Annotated in this window: 15 protein-coding genes and 2 pseudogenes; 15 read left to right on the top strand and 2 right to left on the bottom strand. The window is 72.4% G+C overall.

Translation table 11 applies throughout. From position 1 onward, the window contains the following. The first annotated feature begins 139 nt into the window (after positions 1 to 139). On the top strand, positions 140 to 1,462 hold the full coding sequence (locus AB852_RS06620) for an Nramp family divalent metal transporter (protein ID WP_073784488.1): 1,323 nt from the start codon (positions 140 to 142) through the stop codon (positions 1,460 to 1,462). A gap of 194 nt (positions 1,463 to 1,656) precedes the next feature. Here the strand turns inward: AB852_RS06620 and AB852_RS06625 are convergent, their stop codons facing one another. Beyond that, positions 1,657 to 3,399 carry a chitinase gene (locus tag AB852_RS06625; protein WP_425444150.1) on the bottom strand — a complete coding sequence of 581 codons (1,743 nt, stop codon included), beginning with the start codon at positions 3,397 to 3,399 and terminating at the stop codon, positions 1,657 to 1,659. 703 nt (positions 3,400 to 4,102) lie between these two features. On the opposite strand from AB852_RS06625, the gene AB852_RS06630 reads away from it, so the two are divergent. From AB852_RS06630 to AB852_RS38415, 11 genes and pseudogenes are all read left to right on the top strand, one after another. Beyond that, complete coding sequence (locus tag AB852_RS06630; RefSeq protein WP_079184416.1) at positions 4,103 to 5,131, top strand: hypothetical protein; 1,029 nt, start codon at positions 4,103 to 4,105, stop codon at positions 5,129 to 5,131. Between the two features lie 130 nt (positions 5,132 to 5,261). Beyond that, complete coding sequence (gene cpaB / locus AB852_RS06635; protein WP_073784490.1) at positions 5,262 to 5,969, top strand: Flp pilus assembly protein CpaB; 708 nt, start codon at positions 5,262 to 5,264, stop codon at positions 5,967 to 5,969. Positions 5,970 to 5,979: 10 nt separating this feature from the next. Next, on the top strand, positions 5,980 to 7,605 hold the full coding sequence (locus AB852_RS06640; protein ID WP_073784492.1) for an AAA family ATPase: 1,626 nt from the start codon (positions 5,980 to 5,982) through the stop codon (positions 7,603 to 7,605). A 467-nt stretch (positions 7,606 to 8,072) separates the two neighbouring features. Continuing rightward, entirely contained in the window at positions 8,073 to 8,360 is a 288-nt protein-coding gene (locus tag AB852_RS06645) for a pilus assembly protein (protein ID WP_241561956.1), read from the top strand. Positions 8,361 to 8,421: 61 nt separating this feature from the next. Beyond that, on the top strand, positions 8,422 to 9,765 hold the full coding sequence (locus tag AB852_RS06650; protein ID WP_073784494.1) for a TadA family conjugal transfer-associated ATPase: 1,344 nt from the start codon (positions 8,422 to 8,424) through the stop codon (positions 9,763 to 9,765). 52 nt (positions 9,766 to 9,817) lie between these two features. Then, the gene (locus AB852_RS06655) at positions 9,818 to 10,756 is read left to right on the top strand and encodes a type II secretion system F family protein (RefSeq protein WP_073784496.1); all 939 of its coding nucleotides are present in this window, start codon (positions 9,818 to 9,820) and stop codon (positions 10,754 to 10,756) included. A gap of 12 nt (positions 10,757 to 10,768) precedes the next feature. Next, positions 10,769 to 11,659: a DUF5936 domain-containing protein gene (locus tag AB852_RS06660; RefSeq protein ID WP_073784498.1), complete on the top strand. Its 891-nt coding sequence runs from the start codon at positions 10,769 to 10,771 to the stop codon at positions 11,657 to 11,659. Between the two features lie 122 nt (positions 11,660 to 11,781). Beyond that, on the top strand, positions 11,782 to 13,404 hold the full coding sequence (locus AB852_RS06665) for a sensor histidine kinase (RefSeq protein ID WP_079184334.1): 1,623 nt from the start codon (positions 11,782 to 11,784) through the stop codon (positions 13,402 to 13,404). After that, positions 13,394 to 13,690, top strand: a pseudogene (locus tag AB852_RS40560) (response regulator); the annotation flags it as partial. The gene AB852_RS06665 and the pseudogene AB852_RS40560, both read left to right, overlap by 11 nt. A gap of 258 nt (positions 13,691 to 13,948) precedes the next feature. Continuing rightward, the gene (locus AB852_RS40565; RefSeq protein WP_425444155.1) at positions 13,949 to 14,860 is read left to right on the top strand and encodes a methyltransferase domain-containing protein; all 912 of its coding nucleotides are present in this window, start codon (positions 13,949 to 13,951) and stop codon (positions 14,858 to 14,860) included. A gap of 92 nt (positions 14,861 to 14,952) precedes the next feature. Beyond that, positions 14,953 to 15,297, top strand: a pseudogene (locus tag AB852_RS38415) (winged helix-turn-helix transcriptional regulator); the annotation flags it as partial. Between the two features lie 1,143 nt (positions 15,298 to 16,440). Here the strand turns inward: AB852_RS38415 and mgrA are convergent. Continuing rightward, positions 16,441 to 17,478 (bottom strand): L-glyceraldehyde 3-phosphate reductase, encoded by a 1,038-nt coding sequence (gene mgrA / locus AB852_RS06685; protein WP_073784500.1) that lies wholly within the window; start codon positions 17,476 to 17,478, stop codon positions 16,441 to 16,443. A 111-nt stretch (positions 17,479 to 17,589) separates the two neighbouring features. Here mgrA and AB852_RS06690 point away from each other — a divergent pair, with 111 nt between their 5' ends. From AB852_RS06690 to AB852_RS06700, 3 genes are all read left to right on the top strand, one after another. Beyond that, positions 17,590 to 18,351, top strand: a complete 762-nt coding sequence (locus AB852_RS06690; RefSeq protein ID WP_073784502.1) for an isoprenyl transferase — start codon at positions 17,590 to 17,592, stop codon at positions 18,349 to 18,351. Between the two features lie 346 nt (positions 18,352 to 18,697). Further along, positions 18,698 to 20,020: an RNA 5'-3' helicase PhoH2 gene (gene phoH2, locus AB852_RS06695; RefSeq protein ID WP_073784504.1), complete on the top strand. Its 1,323-nt coding sequence runs from the start codon at positions 18,698 to 18,700 to the stop codon at positions 20,018 to 20,020. 463 nt (positions 20,021 to 20,483) lie between these two features. After that, complete coding sequence (locus AB852_RS06700) at positions 20,484 to 21,245, top strand: aggregation-promoting factor C-terminal-like domain-containing protein (RefSeq protein ID WP_455433314.1); 762 nt, start codon at positions 20,484 to 20,486, stop codon at positions 21,243 to 21,245. Positions 21,246 to 21,356: the final 111 nt, after the last annotated feature.

The raw sequence follows: 21,356 nt of genomic DNA on the forward strand, positions 1-21,356 counted from the left end.
TGCGGGTCCGGCGGACGGTGACCCCCGGCCGGTGGGCGGGGAGACATCCGGCGGGACCCGGAAGGGGCGCGTGGGGGAGGGGTGAAGGACGCCCCGGGCGGGGTTGTGCGGGGCCCGGCGCTGCGCTTCCTTATGGGGCATGGCCGAGACAACGGACACCCCCACCCACGCGACGGGCACCCCCGTCCCCCCGCCCCGCAGGTCGACCTGGCGGCACATCGGACCCGGCATCGTCGTCGCCGCGACCGGAGTGGGCGCGGGCGACCTCGTGGCGACCCTCATCGCCGGAAGCAACTTCGGATACACCCTGCTCTGGGCGGCCGTCATCGGCTGTCTGGTGAAGATCTCCCTCGCCGAGGCGGCCGGACGCTGGCATCTGGCCACCGGCCGCACCCTGTTCGACGGCTGGCACAGCCTGGGCCGCTGGACCACCGTGTTCTTCGCCGTGTACGTCGTCGTCTGGGGCTTCGTGTACGGCGCCGCCGCGATGGCGTCCAGCGCGCTCCCGTTGCAGGCGCTGTTCCCCGACGGCTGGTCCCTGCGGACCTGGGGGATCGTCTGCGGGCTGGTCGGACTCGTATTCGTCTGGTTCAACCGGTACGCGGTGTTCGAGAAGGTGATGACCCTGCTGGTGGGGGTCATGTTCGTGGTGACGGTCTATCTGGCCGTCCGGGTCACCCCCAACCTCGGGGACGCGGTGGCGGGACTGCTGCCCGTCCTGCCCGACGAGAAGGACTCGGTGCTCAACACCCTCGGACTGATCGGCGGGGTCGGCGGCACCATCACGCTCGCCGCGTACGGCTACTGGGTCAACGCCAAGGGCTGGACCGGACCGGGCTGGATGAAGGTGATGCGCCTGGACAACCGGGTGGCCTACGCGACCACGGGTGTCTTCGTCGTGGCGATGCTGCTGGTCGGCGCGGAACTGCTGCACTCGTCGCAGATCGCGATCTCCAGCGGTGACCGGGGGCTGCTGGACCTGTCCCGGGTGCTGGAGTCGGAGTACGGGACCGTCACCGCGAAGCTGTTCCTGATCGGCTTCTTCGCCACGTCGTTCACCTCGCTGATCGGGGTGTGGCACGGGGTGAGCCTGATGTTCGCCGACTTCGTGGCCCGGCTGCGCGGCCCGTCGGCGGACACCACGACCGGCGCGGAGGTGGCGTCCGGCAGGCGCGAGCGGTCCTGGGCCTTCCGCGCCTACCTGCTGTGGCTGACGTTCCCCCCGATGGTCCTGCTCTTCCAGGACCAGCCGTTCCGGCTCGTCATCGTGTACGGGGTGCTGGGCGCCGCGTTCATGCCGTTCCTCGCGCTCACCCTGGTCTGGCTGCTCAACTCCTCGCGCACCCCGCGCGAGTGGCGCAACGGCCCGCTCAGCAACACCATGCTCGCCGGGGCGGGCCTGCTGTTCGTGGTGCTCTGCGTCAAGCAGGTGTGGGACCAGCCCTGGTCGGAGTTCTTCTGACCGGAACCCCTGTGACGGATACGGCTGTGACGGACGCGGTCCGCCGCGTCCGTCACATGCGACAGCGCCGCCGGGGGGCCGGCGGCGCTGTCAGGAGGTGTCGTCACCCCGTAGGGGGTACGCGGTGACGACCGTGGTGCTGGGTGCGGGCGGTCACCGGTGTGGGGCCCGGTGACCGCCGACGAGGAGCCCGGCTACGGCAGGGCGTGGACGTGCGGGCCGACCGCGTTCGACCAGGCGTTGCCCGCCGTGGCGTCCCAGTTGGTCGACCAGGTCATCGCACCGCGCAGGGCCGGGTAGGCACGGGCGGGCTTGAACGAACCGCAGTTGGTGAGCTTGGTCAGGCAGTCGAGGGCCTGGTTGACCACCGAGGGCGAGACATAGCCGCCACCGGCCGCGCGGGTCGAGGCCGGCAGACCGAGGCCCACCTGGGACGGGTCGAGCCCGTTCTCGACCTGGATGCAGGTCAGCGCGGTGAGGAAGTCCACCGTGCCCTGGCTGTACACCTTGCCGTCGCAGCCGAGCATCGCACCGCTGTTGTAGTACTGGGTGTTGACGACGGTCAGGATGTCCTTGATGTTCAGCGCCGTCTTGAAGTACTCGGCGGTGGTCGACTGCATGTCGATCGTCTGCGGGGCCATCGTGATGACGAGCGAGGGCCCGACCTTCGCCGACAGGGAGCGCAGCGACTGCGTCATGTACGTGGCGTTGAGACCGTTCTCCAGGTCGATGTCGACACCGTCGAAGCCGTACGTCTGGATCAGCGTGTGCAGGGAGTTGGCGAAGTTCGCCGCCGAGGTGGCGTCGTTGACCCGGACCGTGCCGAGTTCGCCGCCGACCGAGATGATGACCTTCTTGCCCGCGGCCTGCTTCGCCCGGATGTCGGCGCGGAACTGGGCGTCGGTGTAACCGCCGAGCTCGGCCGAGTTCAGGTTGAAGGTGACGGCGCCCGGGGTCGTCGTGGCGTCCGCGAAGGCCACCGCGATGATGTCGTAGTTGTTCTGGACCTGGGCGAGCGTCTGGACGGTGGCCTGGTTGTTGAAGTTCTGCCAGTAGCCCGTCACCACGTGCTTGGGGAGGTCGCCGCCGCCCCCGCCGCCGCCGGCCAGCGTGCGACCGCTGACGGACGCCGACCTGGGCGACTCACCGGCGGAGTTGGTCGCGGTCACCTGGAACGAGTACGCGGTGTCCGCGGTGAGCCCGTTGACCACCGCCGAGGTGCCGGTGACGGCCTGGATCTTCGTACCGTCGCGGTAGACGTTGTAGCCCGCCGCGTTGGTGACGGGGTTCCAGCGCAGGTCCAGCGAGTTCTTGGTGGGGCCGCCGACCGCGAGGCCCGCCGGGGCCACCGGGATCGTCTCCTCCTGGCCGCCCCCGCCGCCGTCCGGGCCGAAGACCGCGACATCGTCCACGTGGTAGGCGGCGGAGCCGTACCAGCCGTGGGTGTAGACGGTGACGGAGGTGGTGTTGGCGCCCGTGGTGAAGCGGGTGCTGAGCTGCTTCCAGGCCCCCGAGTCCGGGGTCCAGGTCGACACGTCGGTGGTGCCGGTGCCGGTCGCGCCGAGGTAGGCGAGTCCGCCCTGGACCCAGGCGCTCAGGGTGTAGGTGGAGTTGGGCTTGACCGCGACGGCCTGGGAACAGCGCGCGTTGTCGTGCCCGGCGGGGGCCGCCTTGAGCGCGCCGGTACCGGCGCGGACCGGGGTGGTCACCGCGGAGCCGGTGGCGGACGAGCAGGTCCAGTTGGCCAGGCCCGACTCGAAACCGGCGTTCTTGGCGTTGTTGATGTCGGCGGCCGCGGCGTCGGTCGCGAGACCGGTGACGGTCAGGGCTGATGCGGCGAGCACCGCGGACAGGGCGCCGGCCCAGGTCCTGCTGGTGCCACGGAAGGATCGTCTGACGCTGCCCGCGGGCGCGGGACGTGCGGATCGGCGGTCCACTTGCTGCCTCCGGTGGGGGTGATGGAGCAACGAGTAAGCGGGATCTGTCCGGGCGGCGTGGGAGGCCGTCCGGGGTGGTGCGGCGCTCGGACCGGCTCCGTGACGCGGGGGTCGGGCTGGGAACCTGACGGGGTGGTGCCGGGCGGTGCCTGTGGTCGTACCCGGGTGGAGTCCGGGGTGCTGCGGCTGTGGGGGGCGGTGGTGTCTGCTGGGCTCGGCGGGGCTTGCGGCTGGGCTGTCGGCGGAGCTTTCGGCGGAGCGTTCGGCGGGGCTGAGCACGACGGGGGCCGGGCGTCGTGGGGGACGTCCGGAGAATTGGCGCATTCGGTACGGTGCCCCCCGTCACCATCCAAGTTGGTCCAGACCAATTGGGTTGTCAAGACCTCTGACAGCACCCGGCGCCACGCCAGAATGACTCAATACCCCTGCTGAGCACGGCAATCGGGGAATCCTTCGGTCCGACTTCAGGCACTCTTAGGGCTCTCTTAGGGAAAGCCGCGGACGCCCGGCGGCCGGAACGAGGGCATCCGTTTCACCGTGCGTGGCTTCCGGACCCACAAACGGTGAGGTCAACTGCGGAGATCGGGTGTTGAGCGGGCCACAGCGTGGATATGGTGCAGATGCAGACAGATTCAGGAAACGGCCACCCGGTGGCCGGGGCGGCCGTACGACCAGGCCGCCGGGGAGAAGCGGGGGTGTGCGGGTGCCGACCGCGATAGCCGTCACCAGCCCTGATCTGGTGCTGCCCGCACTGGACCGGCACACACCCTCGGCGGCCGTGCTCCAAGCCGCCGTCCGGGCCGCCGCGCGCGGGCGCGCGGGCCGCGACCGCGCGACCGGGAAAGCAGCCCGCCAGGCCGCCGCCGGACGCGCCGGGCCCCCCGGGGCGTACACCCTCGACCAGTGCCTGGCCGAGATGCACACCCTCATCGAGCACCACGGATACGTCATCGTGCTCTGCCCCGCCTCCGCCCCGCCCGCCGTCATCCGGCGCCTGCACACCGTGCGTTCGGTGCTGGAGACGGACCGCGTCGCCCTGCTCCGGCCCGATCTGCCGCCGCTCGGCCTCGCCGTCCTCGCCCTCCAGCTCCGCCAGCTGTCCATGTGCGACTTCAGCCCCGGGGTGCTCGCCTCCGCCGCCCGGCTGCTCGCCCACTACATCTACGCCGGCGCCCTGCTCGGCTCCGTGGCCCGCCTCGACCGGGTGCCCGTCGACCTCAAGGCCCACGCCAGGTCCTGGGTCCCCGGCTCCCAGTTCGCCGTCCTCGCCACCCCCCAGCCCGAACTCGTGCGGCTCGGCGACCGGAACGCCGCCGCCCCGGACACCCCGGCGCTCACCGGACCCGCCTTCGGCACCCGGCTGTTCACCGCCGCCGGAGAGCAGTTCACCCCCGACTGGGTGACCACCACCCTCGCCCCCGCCTGGCGGGTCCAGGGCGTCACCGAGACCCGGCTGCCCGACGAGTCGGCGCGCTGGTGGGCCACCGGCAAGGTCGTCGAGTTCGCCGCCGCGATCCCCGACATCTCCGTGCTCTACCAGCTCGTCTCGTCCGTCCGGCGCGAGGAGTGCCACTGGTGCGGACTCGAACTCATCGGCGACCGCTGCGGGTTCTGCTCCGCCCCGCTGGCCCCGCCACCCGAACCGGCCGCCGCCCTGGCCGCCCCCGTCCGCGCGGCCCCCGCGCTGGACCCGGCGGACCCCCGGCGGGCCCTGCCCGCGGCCGGCCGGTGACCACCCGGCCCCCGGCCCCCGCCCAGGCGGCCCCCCGGGGCGCCCGGCCCGTCCCGGCCCCGCGCCCCGGCCGCCCACAGCGCCACCGCCCCGCCCATACGCCCACGTTCACGATCGAGGTAGTCCGGCCATGAACTCACGCCAGCGCCGTGGCGTCATCCTGCTGGTCCTCTCGGTACTGTGCGCCGTCGGCGCCTTCGCCGGGGTCCTGTCGGTGATCCGCGACGTGAACTCCAAGGTCGGACCCGAGGTCACCGCCTACCGCCTCAAACAGGACATCGACCCCTACAAGGCCCTGTCCACCGGGCAGTTCGAGAAGATCAGCATGCCCGAGCGCTGGCTCTCCGGGAACGCCGTCACCGACCTCGCCGCCATCCGCGGCAAGATCGCCGTCACCCGGCTGGAGCGCGGCTCACTGCTCCAGTCCGACATGATCGTCGAACGCCCCGAACTCAACCCCGGCCAGCAGGAGATCGCCATCATGATCGACGCGGCCACCGGGGTGGCGGGGAAGATCCACCCCGGCGCCTCCGTCAACATCTACGCCACCTTCGAGGGCGAGGACGGCAAGACCAAGTCCGAGTCCCGCGTCATCGTCGCGGGCGCCGAGGTGATCGACGTCGGCAAGCTCACCGCCCTCGAACCGGACCGCCGCGACCGCAGCCGCCGCTCCGACGAGGCCGTCCCCATCACCTTCGCCCTCGGCACCGCCGACGCCCAGCGCGTCGCCTACGCCGAGTCCTTCGCCACCCATGTCCGGCTCGCCCTCGTCGCCCCCGGCGGCGCGGCGGACGTACCGCCCGGCGACCGCAAGTACACCCTCGACGAGGACCGGTAGGAGCGTCGCGATGAGCGTCCGTGTGCTGCCCGCCGTGGGGGATCTCGAATCCGCCCGCGCACTGTCGACCCTGCTCGGTCAGCTCCCCGACGCCGACCCCGCGCTGCCCGTCGCCGACACCACCACCCTGCTGGACACCCTGGCCCGGCTCGCCGCCGAGTCCCTGGACGAACTCCCCGAGGTCGTCCTCGTCCATGAACGCATCGGGCCCGCCCCGGTGCCCGAGCTGATCCGCGAGATCGTCCAGCGGTTCCCCTCCGTCGGCGTCCTGCTCATCTCCGCCGACACCTCCACCGATGTCCTCACCGCCGCCATGGACTCCGGCGTACGCGGCATCGTCGGACTCCCGCTCGGCTACGAGGCCCTCGCCGAACGCGTCCACGCCGCCGCGACCTGGGCCACCGGGATGCGCCGCCACCTCGGCAGCGGCGGCGACACCCTGACCGCCGCCGGACCCGGCGGCACCCTCGTCACCGTCACCGGCGCCAAGGGCGGCGTCGGCACCACCCTCACCGCCGTCCAGCTCGCCCTCGCCGCCCGCGCCGGGGGCCGCACCGTCGCCCTCGTCGACCTCGACCTCCAGTCCGGGGACGTCGCCTCCTACCTCGACGTCCAGTTCCGCCGCTCCATCGCGGACCTCGCCGCCGTCGGCGACATCAACGCCCGCGTCCTCCAGGAAGCCGTCTTCACCCACGAGAGCGGCGTCGGCCTCCTGCTCGCCCCCGCCGAGGGCGAACGCGGCGAGGAGGTCACCGACCGCCTCGCCCGCCAGGTCATCGGCGCGCTGCGCTCCCGCTACGAGATCGTCGTCGTCGACTGCGGCACCCAGATGAGCGCCGCCGGCGCCGCCGCCGTCGAACTCTCCGACCATGCCCTGCTCCTCGTCACCCCCGACGTCATCGCCGTCCGCGCCGCCAAACGCATGGTCCGGCTCTGGGACCGGCTCCAGATCCGCAAGGCCGAGGAGACCGTCACCGTCCTCAACCGGCACGCCCGCGGTACGGAGATCCAGGCGTCCCTCGTGGAACGCGTCACCGGCACCCGGGTCGCCCGCACCAGCGTGCCCGCCCACTTCAAGGAACTCCACGCCGTCGTGGACGCGGGCCGGGTCCAGGACCTCGACCACAAGTCCACCGTCAAGCAGGCCATCTGGGCCCTCGGCGCGGAACTCGGCCTCGTCGCCGCGCCCACCGACCCGGCGGCCCGCAAACGCCGTACCGGCGACCGGGGTGCCCTCGCGCTGCGGCGCCGCGGCGGGGACGACCGGGGCGCGGTCACCCTCGAATTCGCCGGGATGTTCCCGCTGCTGCTCGCGGTGGTCGCGGTGCTGTGGCAGTGCGCGCTGTACGGGTACACCTTCTCGCTGGCCGGGAACGCGGCGGACGAGGGCGCGCGGGCCGCGACGGCCGCCGCCGCCTTCGGGGACGGCGGCGGCGCCGCGTGCGAGGCCGCCGCGCGGCGGCATCTGCCCGCCGCGTGGGACGGGGCCGCCGTGTCGTGCGCCCGGGACGGGCTCGTGTGGCGGGCCAGTGTGAGCGCGGAGGTGCCCGTGTTCTTCCCGGGGGTCACCACGGGGTGGAGTGTGGACGCGAGTGCCGGGGCGGCGGTCGAGGGTGACGACGGGGGTGCGTCGTGAGGAGGCCGGGGGGTTCCCGGTCCGCCCGGTTCCGCCAGATCCCTGGGGTTCCCAGGGTTCCCGGAGTTCCCAGGGTTCCTGGGGTCGCCCGGTTCCGCGGACCCCTGGCGGGGAGCTCGCGTCGTCGTCCGTCCGGGGGTCGCGGGGCGGGTGCGGGTCGCGCTGGTGCGGCTGGGCGCCGGTTTCCGGGTGACCGGTCGTTCGTGGGTTCGCGCAGTTCCCCGCGCCCCTTTCGGGGCCTGTTGCGGCGTTGTGGGTGGGGTGCGGGTCGCGCTGGTGTGGCTCGGGCCGGGTTCTCGGGTGGCCGGTCGCCGGTGGTTCCGCGCAGTTCCCCGCGCCCCCTTCGGGGCCCTTCGGGTCGGCGGCGGTCTTCTGCGGGGCCGGGGCCGGGCGGGCGTACCGCCGGGTTCCGGGGGCGTCGGGGCGACCGGGGGGTCAGCACGCTGGAGTTCGCCGGGTTCCTGCCGGTGCTGCTGCTGGTGGGGCTCGCGGCGATCCAGCTCGGGCTCATCGGGTACTCCGCGAGCCAGGCGGGCTCCGCGGCCCGTGCCGCGGCCCGGGTCACCGCCCAGGGCGGCCCCGGGGAGGCCGCCGGGCTCGCCGCGATGGACAGCGGACTCGACGCGACGGTGACCACCTCCGAGGGGCCCGAACTGTCCCGCGCGACCGTCACCGTGAACGTTCCCCTCCTCGTCCCGTTCCTCGGCTCCGGCATGGAGGTCCGCCGGGAGGTCACCATGCCCACCGACGAGTGACCCGCCGTACCCGCACCCCTGGAAGCACCCCCGGAAGTACCCCTGGAAGGAGGAAGAGGACATGAGCCTGAGATCACGGCTGGCCGCCGCCCCCGAGGACGCCGGTGCCGGACGCGAGGACGAACACCTCGTCGCCGTCTACCGCGCCAAGCTCCTCGAAGAGATCGACCTGGCCGAGATGTCCTCCCTCGCCGCCGCCGACCGCCGCGTCCGGCTCGAACGCGTCCTCGGCCATCTCATCAGCCGTGAGGGGCCCGTCCTCTCCACCGTCGAACGCACCCAGCTCATCCGGCGTGTGGTCGACGAGGCGCTCGGCCTCGGGGTGCTGGAGCCGCTGCTCGCGGACCCCTCGATCACCGAGATCATGGTCAACGGGCCCGACGCCGTCTTCGTGGAACGCGCGGGCCGCGTCGAACAGCTCCCGCTGCGGTTCGCCTCCGACGAACAGCTGATGCAGACCATCGAACGCATCGTCTCCACCGTCAACCGCCGTGTGGACGAGTCCAACCCGATGGTCGACGCCCGGCTGCCCACCGGGGAGCGCGTCAACGTCATCATCCCCCCGCTCTCCCTCACCGGCCCCACCCTCACCATCCGCCGCTTCCCCCGCGCCTACACCCTCCCCGAACTCATCGGCATGGGCTCCCTGGACGAGCACATGCTGATGCTGCTGTCCGCGTTCGTCCGCGCCCGCTTCAACCTCATCGTCAGCGGCGGCACCGGCTCCGGGAAGACGACCCTCCTCAACGCCCTGTCCGGACTCATCCCGGACCGCGAACGCATCATCACCATCGAGGACTCCGCCGAACTCCAGCTCCAGCAGGAACACGTCATCCGGCTGGAGTCCCGCCCCCCGAACGTCGAGGGCAAGGGCCGCATCACCATCCGCGACCTGGTCCGCAACAGCCTCCGGATGCGCCCCGACCGCATCATCGTCGGCGAGGTCCGCGGCGGCGAGACCCTCGACATGCTCCAGGCCATGTCCACCGGCCACGACGGCTCGCTCGCCACCGTCCACGCCAACACCGCCGAGGACGCCCTGATGCGGCTCCAGACCCTCGGCTCCATGTCCGAGGTCCAGATCCCCTTCGAAGCGCTCAAGGACCAGATCAACTCGGCGGTCGACGTCGTCGTCCAGCTCGCCCGGCACGCCGACGGCTCCCGCCGGATCGCCGAGGTCGCCCTGCTCGTCTCGCACGGCCGCGACGACTTCCGGATCGCCACCGTCTCCCGCTTCGTCCCACGCCTCCCCGGCGCCGACCGCCTCGTCCACGGCCACTTCGAACACCTGCCGCTGCCCCGGCCGGTCGCCGAGCGGCTGTACGTCGCCGGGGAACCGATCCCGCCCGCCTTCGGCGTCACCGAAGACACCGGCGCACCCCACCCAAGGCAGGCCCTCGGATGACCCCCCGACCGCACGGGCCCACCCGTGCCCCCGCGCGCACCCGGAGGGCGGCATGAGCGACACCGCCCTCCTCGCCCTCGGCGCCACCCTGCTGTGCTGCGCCCTCGCCGTCGGCGGACTGCACTTCTGGGCCTCCGGCCGGGCCCAGCGCCGGGCCCTCGTCGACCGGCTCTCCGGCGGCCCGCTGCACGGCCCCACCACCCGGGCCCGCCGCTTCGCCGCGATCGACCGCCGCATCCGGCGCACCCGGCTCGGCCGCGCCATCAACCTGCGGATCTCCGCCACCGGACTCGACCTCACCGCCGGGGAGTTCTTCACCTACGCCGTCGCCGTCGTCGTCGCCCTCTGGCTGATCGCCGCGTCGGCGCTCGCCCCGTTCTTCGGACCGGTCGCCGCCGCCGTCGGGGTGTGGAGCGCCCTGATCTTCCTCAACTGGCAGCGACAGAAGCGCATCGAGGCGTTCATCAACCAGCTCCCCGACGTGGCCCGGCTGCTCGCCAACGCCACCGCCGCGGGCCTCGCGCTGCGCACCTCCCTCGCCATGGCCGCCGAGGAACTGGAGGCACCCGCCGGCGAGGAACTGTCCCTGGTCGCCGACCAGCTCACCCTCGGCCGGTCCGTGGACGACGCGCTCGGCGAACTCGCCGAACGCCTCCCCTCCCGCGAACTCGTCGTCCTCGTCACCACCCTCGTCCTGTCCAACAAGGCGGGCGGAACCGTCGTCGGCTCGCTGCGCAACCTCACCCACACCCTGGAGGACCGCAAGGAGACCCGCCGCGAGGTGCGGACCATGCTGTCCGAGGTCAACGCCACCGCGTTCACCGTGCCCCTGCTCGGCCTCGGCTCCCTCCTCCTCGTGAACTCCTCCAACGAGGGCGCCCTGGCCCGGGTGACCGGCTCCCCGGTCGGCCAGTTCCTGATGCTGCTCGCCCTCGGGCTCTACGGGGTCGGGTTCTTCGTGATCCGCCGCCTCGGCAAGATCGAAGTGTGAGGTGGACACCCGATGACTGCCCTGCTCCTCGCCCTGCTCATGGGCGCCGCGGTGTTCGGCGTGCTGTTCGGCGTGCGGATGTACCGCTCGGAGGCCAAGCTCCCCGGTGACCTCGCCCTCGCCCTGGAGGTCGGCGCCACCCGGGTCTCCACCGCGGAGTCCGCCGTCGACCGCCTCGGCATGCGGTTCGCGCCGACGGTCCTGCGGCTGATGGGCCGCAGGCGCGTGGACGCCAAACGCCGCCGTATCGACATGGCGGGCAACCCCGGCGGTCTCACCATCGACCGCTACGCGGCCCGCCGCGCCGTGTACGGCGTCTTCGGGGTCGTCCTCGGACTGGTCTTCCTCAACAACGGCCAGACCCTGTTCGCCGCCCTCACCCTCGCCTTCGGCCTGTTCGCCGCCGACGTCCTGATCTGGCAGGCGGTCCGCGAACGCCGCGCCGTCATCGACCGCACCCTGCCCGACTTCCTGGACGTCCTCGCCGTCGTCGTCTCCGCCGGACTCGGCTTCCGCCAGGCACTCGACCGGGTCGCCGAACGCTACGAGGGCCCCTGGGCCGACGAACTGCGGATCACCCTGCGCCAGATGGACATGGGCGTCAGCCGCCGCCAGGCGTTCGACGAACTGCGCCGCCGCAACGAGTCCGAGCAGGTCGCCCAGTTCGTCTCCGCGCTCCAGCAGGGCGAGGAACTCGGCTCCCCGATCGCCGAGACCCTGATCCAGATCGCCGGTGACATGCGCCGCACCGACGCCCAGAACGCCCGCCGCCGCGCCGCGAAGACCATCCCCAAGGCGACCGTCGTCACCCTGGTCTTCATGCTGCCCGCCACGATGATCCTCATCGCCACCGGTATGTTCCTGGGCTCCGGCACCGACTTCGGCTCCGTCCTGGGGCGCTGATGGAACCCGGGGAAGCGGCCTTCGAGGACGGCACGGGGCCACAGGGGCCACAGGGGGCACGGGGGAGGTCCGACCGGTCCAGGCGCCGGGGCGGGCGGTTCACGGGTGCGGTCGGCCGGTTCATGGGGACGGCCGGCCGGCTGGCGGCCGTCCTGACGGGCGGTGGACGCGCCGGTACCGCCGGTACCCGCGCCGTGTCCGCGTCCGCCTCCGGCCCCCGCACGGCGTACGGCACCGCGCCGACCACCCACCGGCTGCCCGGTCGGCTCGGTGGGCGGGTCACCGCCCGTCTCGCGTCACGGCTCACCGGGCGCTCGTCCAGCGCCCCGTACACCCGCCGGCCGGGCTCACCGCTCGCGACCCGCCCCGGGCCCTGGCCGTCCGCCCTTGAGGACGACGCGCCCGCGCCCAGCCTCCGCATCCAGCTCAGTGCCCTCCAGGCGCTGTGCCGCCAGGTCTTCGGGGTGCGGCTGGCGGTCATCGCGATCGGGGTGCCCTTCGCCATGACCGGCGCACCCGACGGCCCGCCCCGCTACGTCGTCCTCACCGCGGCCGTCGCCGGATTCATGGGCTCCTACGCGATGCTGCGCGACTGGGAACGCTTCGGCCCGCGCGTCCTCGCCCACCCCACCCTGCTGGGCGTCGACCTCCTGCTCGGCTCCGTCCTGCTCCTCACCGCGTCCCCGGCCTCCCCACTGGGGTACGTGGCCGCCCTCACCCCGCTGCTGTCCGGCCTGCTGTACGGGTGGCGGGGCGCGGGAGTCTTCACGGGGCTCCAGATCGTCGCCCTGCTCATGGCGTACCGGGCCTGGGAGCACCGGCCGGGGACGGGGCCGAGCACGGTGCTGCTGGCGGGCTTCTGCGTCGCCGCCGGGATCATCGGCGTGACCTTACGGAACCTGATGTTCCGCTTCGGTGCGGCGACCCAGGCCCTCGCCGAGGCCAACGCGGACCTCGCGGTACGGGACGCGGTCGAGTCCGAACGCGCCCGGCTGGCACGCGAGATGCACGACTCGGTCACCAAGACCCTGCACGGTCTCGCCCTCTCCGCCGAGGGCCTCGCGCTCTGCGCCGACCGGGTCGACCCGGCCACCCTGCGCACCCGCGCCGAACAGGTCGCCCACGCGGCCCGAGCAGCCGCCGCCGAGTCCCGCACCCTGCTGAGCGATCTGCGCGGCACCGAACCGCTCACCCCCGACGATCCCCCCATGGTGGACCTGCCAACCGAACTGCGGTCCCTGGTCGCCGCCTTCCGCGCCCGCAGCGGAACGGACACCCGGTTCACCGTCCTGGAGCCCCACCCGGAGGCGTCCCCGCCGGCCGTGCCCCGGGTCACGGCCCGCGAGACGGTCACGATCGTGGCGGAGGCACTGGAGAACGCGCACCGGCACGCCGGCGCCTCCCGCGTCACCGTGACGGTGAGCGGCCCGCGCGACGGCCACGGCCCGACCGTGACCGTCACCGACGACGGCCGGGGACTGCCCTGGGGCCCGGTGCCCCCGGCACCGGCGCGGCTCGCCGCACTGCGGGCACAGGGCCACTTCGGGCTCCTCGGGATGACGGAACGCGCGGCGGCCCTCGGCGCCGACCTCCACATAGGCCTGGTACCCGGTCCAGCGGGCAGCAGCACCGGTACGACGATCCTCCTGACCCTCCCGCCGCTACCCGTACCGCCACCAGCACCCTCGACACCGTCGCCGACCCCCGTCCCCTTCCTCCTCCCGGAGGCCGACCATGCCCGCTGAGCCCTTCGAACCGTCACTTGTCCGGGTGGTCGTGACCGACGACAACCCGGTCGTCCGGGCCGGACTCGCCGCCCTGCTCGGCGCCCGCCCCGGCCTCTCGGTCGTCGCCGAGGCCGCCAACGGCGACGAGGCCCTGGCCGCCGTCCGCCACCACCGGCCCGACCTCGTCCTCCTCGACGTCCGGATGCCCCGCACCGACGGCCTCACGGCCCTGCCCGCCCTCGCGTGTCTGGCCCCGGTGCTGATGCTGACGTACAGCGCGGAGCCGGGAACGGTACGGGAGGCCCGCAGGCTCGGGGCACGCGGATATCTGGTGCACGGCGAGTTCACCACCGATGAACTGGTCTTCGCAGTCCGGAGGATGAAGGATGGTCAGGGCACCTGCACCGCTTCCGCGCGGGACGTGTGGCTCTCTCCGGCCCCCCCATCGGGACCGGCTGTCTCGGATTCACCCACCGGATCGTCCGGATCGAACGAAGTCCCTTCGCAGATGCAACCTGTAATCCGTTCGCCCACCCCGGACGCTCCTGACACCATCGAGGTCATGGACGTCCCCGCCCCCGACCCCTCCGCAACCTCCGGCCCAGCCCCGGTCGGCCCCGCCCCGGCCGGACCCGCCTCTGCTGATCCGAACCCCACCGATCCGAACCCCACCGTCCCGAACTCCACCGGTCCCGTCCCCTCCGCCGGTGCCTCCGGCTTCTCCGCTCTGGTCGCCGAGGCCGAGGCCGCGCCCGTCGACGGGTGGGACTTCTCGTGGTTCGAGGGCCGTGCCACCGAGGAGCGTCCCTCGTGGGGGTACGCGCGGGCCATGGGTGAGCGGATGGGGCGGGCCTCGGCCGCGCTGGACGTCCAGACCGGGGGCGGTGAGGTGCTCGATTCCGTTCCGGTGCTGCCCCGGCTCGTCGCGGCGACCGAGGCGTGGCCGCCCAACGTCGCCCGTGCCACGGCCCGGCTGGGGCCGCGCGGGGTGGTCGTGGTCGCCGCCGGGCAGGACGATCCGCTGCCGTTCGCGGACGGGGCGTTCGACCTGGTCGTGAGCCGTCACCCGGTGCGGGCGCACTGGGCGGAGGCCGCCCGGGTGCTGCGTCCCGGCGGTACGTACTTCTCCCAGGAGGTCGGGCCCGCCAGCGCCTTCGAGGTGGTCGAGTACTTCCTGGGGCCCCAGCCCGAGCGGGTGCGCAAGGCCCGTGACCCGCGGGCGGCCCGGCGTGCGGCGGAGGCCGCCGGACTCGATGTGGTCGACCTGCGGTCCGAGCGGCTGCGGATGGAGTTCCATGACGTGGGCGCCGTGGTGCACTTCCTGCGCAAGGTGGTGTGGATGGTGCCGGGCTTCACGGTGGAGCGTTACCGGGACCGGCTCCGGGAGCTGCATGAGGACATCCGCCGCGACGGGCCTTTCGTCGCGCACAGCTCCCGATTCCTGATCGAGGCCCGCCGACCGGGGGGCCGCTGAGCCGCCGGAAGGTGCCCACCCGCGTGAAGGGGCAGTACTGTCGTTCGCGTAAGTGATGGGCACAAGTGATATGCCGTGACGAGGAGTTGGCCATGGGTAAGGTCCGGGGTCCCTATCTGTGCGGTCTCGACGCGGCCGTCGATGTCGTGGGAGGCAAGTGGAAGCCGCTGATCCTCTGGGGCCTGTACGACGCCGAGGGTCCGCTGCGGTTCGGGGAGCTGCGCCGTGAGGTGGTGGGCGTCAGCGAGAAGATGCTGATCCAGCAGCTGCGGGAGCTGGAGGCGGACGGGATCGTGCACCGCGAGGTGTACGCCGAGGTCCCGCCCCGGGTCGAGTACTCGCTCACCGAGGTCGGTGCCCAGCTGAACGCCGCGCTGGGCCCCCTGGGTGAGTGGGGCTTCCAGCACATGGAGAGCATCGTCGCCCGCAAGCACCCCGGCTACGCGGCGACGGCGGACCCCGCACCGACCGCCGCCCCCGCCCCCGGCTCGACCCCCGCACCCGGCTCGACCGCCGCCCCCAGGACGGGCTCCGCCCCCGCACTGACCGCCGCCCCCGCCCCGGAACCGAGCACCACCGGTTCCGGGGTCACCGCCCCGACCGCCCCGACCGCCCCGACCGCCCCGGCCACCCCCGCCCCCACCACCCCCGTCACCTCCACCGCGCCCGCCCGCCGCGCCGATGCCGTCCAGCGGGGCGGGGCCGCCGCCGGACCCGCGCGGGTGGACCACCCGCGCCGTGCCGGGCGTCCGTTGCGCGCGCCGGGTGGCCGCACGCCCACCACACCCCGTACCGGGCAGGGCGAACCCGGCGGCCAGGGCTGACCACCCCGTCCGCCCCCCACCCCGGGGTGCCCCAGGGGTGCCCACATCGTTATCGGGCATGGCTCGATCCAGCGGTGAGCGTCACGTAAGTTCGGACCAAGGTAATTCGCGTCAGCAAAGCTGCGCGGGCGGTATCGCGCGGTGGAGGGGGCCGCGCGATGCCGACAGCCCCTCGGCCGGCCGCCGATGCCCCGCCCCGGCACCCACGCTCGGGGCCAGGCGCCCGCCCATCCCGTCTTGTGCGTCAACCACGTGCAACGTCCCCCGTCACCCCCAAGGGGGACCGCGCGCGCCCGTGTCGAGCGCACCGCACCGCACCCCACCGAGCCGTGGAATGCCTGGTCGAAGGCCCTGTACCGGCACCTTCTCCGGTGAGCGCGATACCCGCACACCTCACCGGAGGGTCGCCGGACGGTTTCGGAGCGTAGTCGTCCGTGTGGCGCGCACGCGGTCCCACAGGCGAAGGGTTATGGTGGAAACCCCCCCTCGGGCCGGTCCGTATCCCCCCCCACGGACCGGCCCGTCCCCTGTTCCGGCCCAGGCCGTCCGCCCCGACACCGGGCGCGACCCCCGCCGAACCCCGGCCCGGCCCGGCAAACCGCAGGGCCGACCCGGCAGCGCGCACCGCCGGATCAGGCCCGGCCCGCCAAGTCACAGCGCCGGACCGACGCCCGACCCGAGTCACAGGGCCGGACCCGCTCAAGCAAGCAGCGCCCCCGGACCCGCCCCGACCCGGATCCACACGAACCCCGACGCTCAGCCGCGGCCCGCCCAGATGTTCGTCCCGGGGGTGGACACCGCGTACTCGTCGATCTCGCGGAGTTCGTCGGCGGTCAGTTCGGGGCCGTCGAGCGCGGCCACGTTCTCCTCCAGCTGGCGGACGCTCGACGCGCCGATCAGGGCCGAGGTCATCCGCTCGTCGCGGAGCACCCAGGTGAGGGCCAGCTGGGCGAGGCTCTGGCCGCGGCGTTCCGCGATGCCGTTCAGACCGCGCAGCCGGCGGACGACCTCGTCGCTCAGCAGACCGGGGTCCAGCGACTTGCCCTGGCTGGCGCGGGAACCCTCCGGGACGCCGTTCAGATACTTGCCCGTCAGCAGGCCCTGGGCCAGCGGGACGAAGGAGATGCAGCCCATCCCGGCGTCCTCCAGTGCGTCGAGGAGCCCGTCGTCCTCCGTCCAGCGGTTGATCATCGAGTACGACGGCTGGTGGATCAGCGGGCGGATGCCCCGCTCCCGCAGCAGCCGGGCCGCCTCCGTCGTCTGCTCGGCGGTGTACGAGGACACCCCCACGTACAGCGCCTTGCCCTGCTGGACCGCGGACGCCAGCGCGTCCATGGTCTCCTCCAGCGGGGTGTGCGGGTCGAAACGGTGCGAGTAGAAGATGTCGACGTGATCGACGCCCATCCGCTTCAGCGAGGCGTCCAGGGACGACAGCAGATACTTGCGGGAGCCCCACTCCCCGTACGGGCCGGGGTGCATGAGGTAGCCCGCCTTGGTGGAGAGGACCAGCTCGTCCCGGTACGGGGCGAAGTCCTGCCGCATCAGCTTGCCGAGGTTCAGTTCGGCGGAGCCCGGCGGGGGACCGTAGTTGTTGGCGAGGTCGAAGTGTGTGACGCCCAGATCGAAGGCCCGGCGCAGGATCGCGCGCTGCGACTCCAGCGAGCGGTCGTCGCCGAAGTTGTGCCACAGTCCCAGCGAGATCGCGGGCAGCTTGAGTCCGCTGCGGCCCGATCGCCGGTACTCCATCGTGTCGTAACGGGCCGGTCGCGCGCGGTAGAGGGTGGTGTCGTTCATATGCCCGAAACTACTCCAGAAGCCGCTCGCCCCTGGGTCGGCGCGGCACGTGCGCACGGGTAGGGTGGCGCCCCTCGGCGACTGCTATTTCCACCAAGGGGCTGACTCAACGTGAACCTGCGTGACCTGGTGTACGGACTCTACGCACGCCGGGTGGAGGGGCGCCTCGACCACGATCAGGTACCGAAGCACATCGGGGTCATCCTCGACGGGAACCGCCGGTGGGCCAAGGCGTCCGGCGGCACCACGACGCAGGGACACCGGGCCGGGGCCGACAAGATCTCCGAATTCCTCGGCTGGTGCGCCGAGACGGACGTCGAGGTCGTCACGCTGTGGATGCTGTCGACGGACAACTTCGACCGTCCCGAGTCCGAGCTCGGGCCGCTGCTCGGGATCATCGAGGACGCGGTGAGCGGTCTCGCCCGGGACGGACGCTGGCGTGTCCACCATGTGGGCACCATGGATCTGATGCCCGCGCGGACGCAACTGGTCCTGAAGGAGGCGGAACAGGCCACGCTCGACAACACGGGGATACTCGTGAACGTCGCCGTGGGCTACGGCGGCCGCCAGGAGATCGCCGACGCCGTGCGCTCGCTGCTCCTGGACCACGCCGAGAAGGGCACCAGCTTCGAGGAACTCGCCGAGCTGGTGGACATCGACGTGATCTCCGAACACCTCTACACCCGGGGCCAGCCCGACCCCGACCTCGTCATCCGCACCAGCGGTGAGCAGCGGCTCTCCGGGTTCATGATGTGGCAGTCGGCGCACTCCGAGTACTACTTCTGCGAAGTCTTCTGGCCCGCGTTCCGCAAGGTGGACTTCCTGCGCGCGCTGCGCGACTACGCGGCCCGGCACCGGCGCTACGGCGGCTGAATCCGGTCTTGTGCCCACCCGGCGGGGCGGCGTTCACCAGGCATTCGTCAAGGTGTCGTCACCCGGTCCTGCATGGGGGCGCGTTCAGAAGGGAATAAGCCACCCAGGTCGGCATCCGAGCGGTATCGGTCAGCGGTACCGGGAGGGATGCCGGATCTCAGCGGACGGCATGGGCCGTCCGCCCGGGAGGCTCCTTGCACCAGGTGCACCGTACGTACCGTACGGACGAGGCGGAGGGCCGGCGTGCGGCCCGCGCCTCGCGGCCCGACCCCGGTTCGCCCTATCCCTGTGGGGTGCCCTGCGGCTCCGTGGCTCCCCGACCTCATCCGAGGGGGTACGTCCTTCCGTGGTGACCAGCTCGAAGCGCCGCCTGCCAGACCGGCGCACCTACGTCCTCGACACCAGCGTCCTGCTGGCCGACCCCAACGCGATGACCCGCTTCGACGAGCACGAAGTCGTCCTGCCGATCGTCGTCGTCACGGAACTGGAGGCCAAACGGCATCACCCGGAGCTCGGGTACTTCGCCCGGCAGGCACTGCGCCTGCTGGACGACTTCCGGGTCCGGTACGGCCGACTCGACGCCCCGCTCCCGATGGGGGAGCTCGGCGGCACCCTGCGGGTCGAGCTGAACCACTCCGACCCGGGAGTCCTCCCGGCGGGGTACCGGCTCGGCGACAACGACTCCCGCATCCTCGCGGTGGCCCGCAATCTCCAGGCCGAGGGGTACGACGTCACCGTCGTCTCCAAGGACCTGCCGCTGCGCATCAAGGCGTCGTCGGTGGGGCTGCTCGCCGAGGAGTACCGCGCGGAGCTCGCCATCACGGACTCCGGCTGGACCGGGATGTCCGAGCTGTCGCTCTCCGCCGAACAGGTCGACCTGCTGTTCGAGCAGGACAGCCTGTACGTCCCGGAGGCGGCGGAACTCCCGGTGCACACCGGGCTGACGATCCAGTCGGAGCGCGGCAAGGCGCTGGGCCGGATCACCGCCGAGGGCGGTGTGCGGCTGGTGCGCGGGGACCGGGAGGCGTTCGGGATCAAGGGGCGCAGCGCGGAGCAGCGGATCGCGCTGGATCTGCTGCTCGACCCGGACGTGGGCATCGTGTCGATGGGCGGCCGGGCGGGTACCGGCAAGTCGGCGCTGGCGCTGTGCGCGGGCCTGGAGGCCGTGATGGAGCGCAGGCAGCATCAGAAGGTGATGGTCTTCCGGCCGTTGTACGCGGTGGGCGGGCAGGAGCTGGGCTATCTGCCGGGCACCGAGGCCGAGAAGATGAGCCCGTGGGCGCAGGCGGTCTTCGACACGCTGTCGGCGGTGACGAGCCGTGAGGTGATCGAGGAGATCACCGCGCGGGGGATGCTGGAGGTGCTGCCGCTCACCCATATCCGGGGGCGTTCGCTGCATGACGCGTTCGTGATCGTGGACGAGGCCCAATCGCTGGAGCGGAACGTCCTGTTGACCGTTCTGTCCCGGATCGGGGCCAATTCCCGGGTGGTCCTCACGCACGATGTGGCGCAGCGGGACAATCTGCGGGTCGGCCGCTACGACGGGGTGGTCGCCGTCGTGGAGAAGCTGAAGGGGCATCCCCTCTTCGCCCATGTGACGCTGACGCGTTCGGAGCGTTCGCAGATCGCGGCCCTGGTGACCGAGATGCTGGAGGACGGGCACCTGTAGGAGGACAGGAGCCGCGTCTTACGGTGTCTCACCGTATTCGCTCCCCTTTGGGGGGTGTTGGGCGCCGCCCGGCGGGCCTCGGAGCTGTGGGAAGCCCGAGAGCTTAGCCGGGCGGCGTCGTGTCATGGGGCGATTTTCGGTAAAGCCCTGGCCTGAGCTGGGTGTGAGCTTTCCCACGTAAACGGGAATTGCCTTGCGGTGTACGGCTACGGCAGAGTCTCAGTCCTGTCAGGCCCCGCATACGACACTCCCGGCTGTCCGGCACCTCAGGGTCGCCGGCGCCACAGCGGTCCAGAACTCCATACTGTCGTCGTATGCCGCCCGAGCACCACGGGCCGCTCCCGTCAGGGGAGTTGTCCACCGGGTCCGTGCCTCCCGTGACCCCGCAGTTCGGAGGCCAGCGCCAAGGGCACGATCGCGTCCGTGAGGGTCACCCGTACGGGCGATGCTGGAAGGAAATCGTGTGAGCCGGATCTCGGTCCGGGGATTCGCCGTGGCCTCCGCCACCGCGGTCACCACTGTCGGCGCCGTCGTAGGCGTCGCCTCGGGTACCCCGCAGGATTCCCCGAACGACTTCGAGGCGGCTGCGGCCGGCGCGACCCTCCTCGCGGAAATTCCCACGGGCCAGCAGGCCCAGGTCATGACCTCCTCGCTGACCCAGCAGGCGGACGCCCAGGCCATCGCCGCCGACTCCGCGGCGAAGAAGGACGCGGAGGAGAACGCCCGCGTCCAGGCGGCCAAGGACGCCGTCAGCAAGCAGCAGGCCGCCAAGCAGGCCAAGGCGGAGGCCAAGGCCGCCGCCGAGGCCAAGGCGAAGGCCGAGAAGGAGGCCAAGGAGCGCGAGGAGGCCGAGGAGAAGGAGGCCGCCAGCCGTTCGGCCACCCGGTCCACCTCCGCGACCGGCAGCCTGCCGACGACGGCCAAGGGCTCGTACAGCATCGCCGAGATCCAGTCGATGGCCCGTGCCGTGGTCCCCGGCGACCAGTACCAGTGCTTCAGCAACATCGTCGACCACGAGTCGGACTGGAACTACAAGGCCGTCAACCCGAGCTCGGGTGCCTACGGTCTCTTCCAGGCACTGCCCGCCTCCAAGATGATCACGGCGGGCGCCGACTGGCAGACCAACCCGGCCACCCAGATCAAGTGGGGCCTCAGCTACATGGAGGAGCGCTACGGGAGCCCCTGCGGCGCCTGGGACTTCTGGCAGGCCAACCGCTGGTACTGACCGGCCGCTGAACCGCACCCCGGCCCGGTCCGCCCGACCGGACCGGGGAGCACCGCTCAACCTTTCCGAGCCCCTCACCGTCCTTCGGTGCGGGGCTTCGGCCATGTACGG

The sequence above is a fragment of the Streptomyces uncialis genome (assembly GCF_001905345.1).
Classification (GTDB): Bacteria; Actinomycetota; Actinomycetes; order Streptomycetales; family Streptomycetaceae; genus Streptomyces; species Streptomyces uncialis.

Coding starts and splice junctions, on each gene's coding strand:
- AB852_RS06655 (WP_073784496.1), top strand. CDS start 9,818: ATGAGCGACACCGCCCTCCTCGCCCTCGGCGCCACCCTGCTGTGCTGC.
- AB852_RS06650 (WP_073784494.1), top strand. CDS start 8,422: ATGAGCCTGAGATCACGGCTGGCCGCCGCCCCCGAGGACGCCGGTGCC.
- AB852_RS06620 (WP_073784488.1), top strand. CDS start 140: ATGGCCGAGACAACGGACACCCCCACCCACGCGACGGGCACCCCCGTC.
- AB852_RS06665 (WP_079184334.1), top strand. CDS start 11,782: ATGGGGACGGCCGGCCGGCTGGCGGCCGTCCTGACGGGCGGTGGACGC.
- mgrA (WP_073784500.1), bottom strand. CDS start 17,478: ATGAACGACACCACCCTCTACCGCGCGCGACCGGCCCGTTACGACACG.
- AB852_RS06640 (WP_073784492.1), top strand. CDS start 5,980: ATGAGCGTCCGTGTGCTGCCCGCCGTGGGGGATCTCGAATCCGCCCGC.
- AB852_RS06660 (WP_073784498.1), top strand. CDS start 10,769: ATGACTGCCCTGCTCCTCGCCCTGCTCATGGGCGCCGCGGTGTTCGGC.
- AB852_RS40565 (WP_425444155.1), top strand. CDS start 13,949: ATGGACGTCCCCGCCCCCGACCCCTCCGCAACCTCCGGCCCAGCCCCG.
- cpaB (WP_073784490.1), top strand. CDS start 5,262: ATGAACTCACGCCAGCGCCGTGGCGTCATCCTGCTGGTCCTCTCGGTA.